We start from the raw sequence: 4,401 nt of genomic DNA, 5'->3' as shown, positions 1-4,401 counted from the left end.
GCTCGGCTGTCCACAGCAGCCGAGCATGGGCTCGGCTCTACAACTCCAGCAGGCTCAGGCGATGGCCGCCACAACCTGCGGCACTTCCAGGCATTCGCGCACCGGGGCGAAGCTGCGGCGGTGTTCATCGCAGGGCCCGTGCGCGCGCAGTGCGGCCAGGTGCGCCGGGGTGCCGTAGCCCTTGTGCTGGTCGAAGCCGTACTGAGGGTGCCGCACGTGCAGGTCCTGCATGTAGCGGTCGCGCGAGACCTTGGCCAGGATCGAGGCGGCCATGATCGCGCGGTCGATGCCATCACCGCCGACCAGCGCCTGCGCCGGCAGCACCAGGCCCTTGGGCACGACGTTGCCATCGATGCGGGCGAAGCCGGCCACGTGGGCCACGGCCGCCACCACATCGCGCATGCCCTGCAGGGTGGCCTGGTAGATGTTCAGGCGGTCGATGGCGTTCACGTCCACCAGCACCACCTTCCAGGCCAGCGCCCGTTCGATGATGCGGTCGTGCAGCTGTTCGCGGCGCGCCGCGGTCAGCTGCTTGGAATCGTCCAGGCCATTGATGCGCGGCCGCGCCGGGTCGAACACCACGGCGGCCACGGCCACCGGGCCGGCCAAGGGCCCGCGACCGGCTTCGTCGACGCCGGCCACCAGACGCTCGGGCTCGACCACCGCCGCGCCGTCGAACAGGGCCAGGCTGGCCGCAGCGGCAGCGCGACGGCTCATGCGGGTTCCTGGTTGCGCACCAGCAGCTCGCCCACCGCGTCGGCGGCACGGGCGGAGGCATTGCGGCGCAGGCGCTCGTGCAGGCGCTCGTAGGTGTCCTGCAGGTCAGCGGTGCGCTGCGGGTGGTCGAACCACTGCTGGATGGCCGCGGCCAGCTTGTCCGGCGTGCAGTCGTGCTGCATCAGTTCCGGAGCAAGATCCTGCGCGGCGAGAATGTTGGGCAGGGCGAAGCGGTCGACCTTGATCAGCCCCAGCGCTTTCACCAGGCGGTAGGTCAGTTCGTTCACCCGATAGCCGACCACCATCGGCCGCTTCACCAGCATCGCCTCCAGGGTGGCCGTGCCGGAAGCCAGCACCACCACGTCGGCGGCGATCATCGCCGTGCGTGCCTGGCCATCGAGCACATGTGAGTACGCCACCGGCAGCGCCGAGCGCGACAGCTGTTCCTCGATCAGGCGGCGGCAGGCGGCGTTGGCCGCCGGCACCACCACGTGCAGGCCGGGGATGCGTTCGGAGACCTGCCAGGCCGCTTCGAAGAACGGTTCGCCAAGGCGCGAGATCTCGCCCAGGCGGCTGCCCGGCAGCACCGCCAGCACCTTCGCCGAAGCGGGCAGGCCGAGCGCGGCGCGGGCTGCGTCGCGGTCACCGTGCAGCGGAATGTCATCGGCCATCGGGTGGCCGACAAAACGCGCATCGATGCCGTGCTTCGCATAGATGGGCGGTTCCATCGGGAACAGGCACAGCACCAGGTCGGCACTGCTGCCGATTTTCTCCGCGCGCTTCTCGCGCCAGGCCCAGACCGAGGGGCTGACGTAGTGCACGGTGGGAATGCCGCGCTGCTTCAGCCAGCGCTCGATGCCCAGGTTGAAATCCGGGGCGTCGATGCCGATGAACACATCCGGCTGCCATTCCAGCGCACGCTCGCGGAATGCCGAGCGCAGCTTGAGCAGGCGCGGCAGGTGTCGCAGCACTTCGGTCAGGCCCATCACCGCCAACTCGCTGGCGTCGTGCCAGGTCTGGCAGCCGGCGGTGCGCATGGCATCGCCGCCGATGCCGGCGAATTCGGCATGCGGGAAGCGGGCCTTCAGCTCACGCACCAGGCCTGCACCGAGCAGGTCGCCGGACGCTTCGCCCGCCACGAGCGCGATCCGCAACGGGCGCTCGCTGAGCACCCGCTGCGCCGGCACGCTGCCGGCCATCGAGGCCAGCGGGATGACGGCAGCGCCGGCCGGCGCCTGGCCGGTCGTGCTGCTCATCGCAGCAGGTGCCTCTCGGTGTGCTCGATGAAGTCCAGCATGGAGCGGACGTCATCGCTGGCCTGTGCCTGCTCGGCCAGCTGCTGCTTGGCTTCGGCCAGCGGCAGGCCGGCCACGTACAGGGTGCGGTAGGCGCGCTTGATGGCGGTGATGCGCTCGGCATCGAAGCCGCGGCGCTTGAGGCCTTCGCTGTTGATGCCACGCGGGCGGCCCAGCGAATCGGTGCCGACCATGGTGAACGGCGGCACATCGCCGTTGGTCAGCGCACCCATGCCGAGGAAGGCGTGGGCACCGATGCGGCAGAACTGGTGGGCACCGGCGAAGCCGCTGATGATCACGTAGTCGCCGACGGTGACATGCCCGGCCAGGGTGGTGTTGTTGGAGAACACGCAGAAGTTGCCGACGTGGCAGTCGTGGGCCACGTGCGTGTATGCCAGCATCCAGTTGTCATTGCCGATGGTGGTGATGCCACCGCCGCCGCCGGTGCCGCGGTTGAGGGTGACGAACTCGCGGAACACATTGCGGTCGCCGATCACCAGTTCGGTGCGTTCACCGGCGAACTTCTTGTCCTGCGGCTCGCCGCCGACCGCGACGTGGCCGATGAAACGGTTGTTGCGGCCGATCCGGGTCGGGCCGTGGATGCTGCAGTGCGGACCGACCTCGGTGCCGGCGCCGATCTCGACGTCGGGACCGATGATCGTGAACGCGCCCACGCGGACGTCGTCGGCCAGTCGAGCCGACGGATCGATCACCGCGGTGGGATGGATCAGGGGAGCGCTATCGGTCATCTCGTTCCTCCGTACAGGGTCAATCGCGGGTGCCGGCGCACAGCACCTCGGCGCAGGCGACGACTTCACCGTCGACCTTGGCCACGCAGTCATACACGGCCATGTTGCGGATCACGCGCTTGATCTCGACGTGCATTTCCAGCACGTCGCCCGGCACCACCTGCTTGGTGAAGCGGGCCTTGTCGACCTTGACCATGTAGAACAGCTTGGACTGCGAATCGCGGCCCAGGGTGAGCTGGGTCAGCACGCCGCCAGCCTGGGCCATGGCTTCGATGATCAGCACGCCCGGCATGATCGGCTGGTTGGGGAAATGGCCCTGGAAGAACGGCTCGTTGATGCTGACGTTCTTGGTGGCGACGATCCTGCGGGCTTCGTAGTCGATCGACAGCACTTTGTCGACCAGCAGGAACGGGTAGCGGTGCGGCAGAAGCGTCTGGATCTGTGCCATGTCCGGCAGGGTCTGGGGCTGGCTCATTCTTTCTCCTTGCTCACAGACAGGATGCGACGGGCCAGTGCATCAAGCTGCTTGAAGCGCGCGGCGTTCTTGCGCCACGTGCGGTTGTCGGTCAGGGGCGTTCCGGACGAGTACTCGCCCGGCTCGGTGATGGAGTTGCGGACCACCGATTTACCAGTGATCACGACCTTGTCGCAGATTTCCAGGTGGCCGACGACGCCAACGGCGCCGCCGAGCAGGCAGTAACGGCCGATCTTGGCGCTGCCGGCGATGCCGGTGCAGCCGGCGATGGCCGAGTGGGCGCCGATCTGCACGTTGTGCGCGATCTGCACCAGGTTGTCCAGGCGCACGTCTTCGGCGAGCACGGTGTCTTCCAGCGCACCGCGGTCGACGCAGGTATTGGCGCCGATCTCGCAGTCGTCGCCGATGCGCACGCCACCCAGCTGCGGCACCTTGATCCACTTGCCGGCGTCCATCGCCAGGCCGAAGCCATCGGCGCCGAGCACGGCGCCGGGATGGATGCGCACGCGCTTGCCGAGCTTCACGCGGGTGACCAGGGTGACGCGGGCGATCAGTTCGCAGCCGCTGTCGAGGATGCAGTCTTCGCCGATGATGCTGCCGGCGCCGATGATGCAGTTCTCGCCGACCACGCTGCGCGCACCGATGGTGACGAACGGGCCGATGTGGGCGCTGGCGGCCACCTGGGCCTGCGGATCGATGACCGCGCTGGGATGGATGCCCGGCTCACGCACCGGCGCGACGTCGAACAGCGCGGCGATCTTGGCGAAGGTGGTGTAGGGATCCTTGGCGACGAGCGCGGCGCCGGGGGCGGCCTCGGCGTCTTCGGCACGCAGGACCACCAGCGAGGCCTGGCTGTCGGCCAGCTGCGCGCGGTAGCGCGGGTTGGCAAGGAAGGTCAGCTGGCCGGCACCGGCATGGGCGAGGGTGGCCACGCCACGGATGGCGGTGGCGGGGTCGCCATGGACCTGCAGGCCGAACTGATCGGCGAGTTGCTGGGCGGTGTAGGTAGGAGTATTCACGGCGGGAGTTTAACGTGTGGAGCCAGTCCGGTCATGCGGCGCGGTTCCACGGCGCCTTCCTGCTACCGGGTGGAGGCGGCGGGTGGCCCTGGTCAGGACACGCAAAATCCCCTCCATGGCGCCAACGGTCCTGCCCAGGGCCACCC

The 4,401-nt window shown here is 68.7% G+C and carries 4 protein-coding genes and 1 pseudogene; all 5 read right to left on the bottom strand.

The window, feature by feature from the left end:
- Positions 1–54 precede the first annotated feature (54 nt).
- Positions 55–717, bottom strand: a complete 663-nt coding sequence (locus tag DCO49_RS19505; protein WP_116865397.1) for a ribonuclease HII — start codon at positions 715–717, stop codon at positions 55–57.
- Positions 714–1,877: pseudogene (lpxB, locus tag DCO49_RS19500) on the bottom strand (lipid-A-disaccharide synthase); the annotation flags it as partial. The gene DCO49_RS19505 and the pseudogene lpxB, both read right to left, overlap by 4 nt.
- Before the next feature lie 92 nt (positions 1,878–1,969).
- Positions 1,970–2,761 (bottom strand): acyl-ACP--UDP-N-acetylglucosamine O-acyltransferase, encoded by a 792-nt coding sequence (gene lpxA, locus DCO49_RS19495; RefSeq protein ID WP_116865395.1) that lies wholly within the window; start codon positions 2,759–2,761, stop codon positions 1,970–1,972.
- A gap of 19 nt (positions 2,762–2,780) precedes the next feature.
- Positions 2,781–3,236, bottom strand: a complete 456-nt coding sequence (fabZ, locus tag DCO49_RS19490; protein ID WP_116865394.1) for a 3-hydroxyacyl-ACP dehydratase FabZ — start codon at positions 3,234–3,236, stop codon at positions 2,781–2,783.
- Positions 3,233–4,255, bottom strand: coding sequence for a UDP-3-O-(3-hydroxymyristoyl)glucosamine N-acyltransferase (lpxD, locus tag DCO49_RS19485; RefSeq protein ID WP_116865393.1), 1,023 nt, complete (start codon positions 4,253–4,255; stop codon positions 3,233–3,235). The genes fabZ and lpxD overlap by 4 nt, the downstream gene beginning before the upstream one ends.
- Between the last annotated feature and the right edge of the window lie 146 nt (positions 4,256–4,401).

Source organism: Stenotrophomonas sp. SPM (genome assembly GCF_003105135.1).
Taxonomy (GTDB): domain Bacteria; phylum Pseudomonadota; class Gammaproteobacteria; order Xanthomonadales; family Xanthomonadaceae; genus Stenotrophomonas.
Note: the sequence above shows the minus strand (reverse complement) of the source record. Positions and strands in the feature narration are given on the sequence as shown.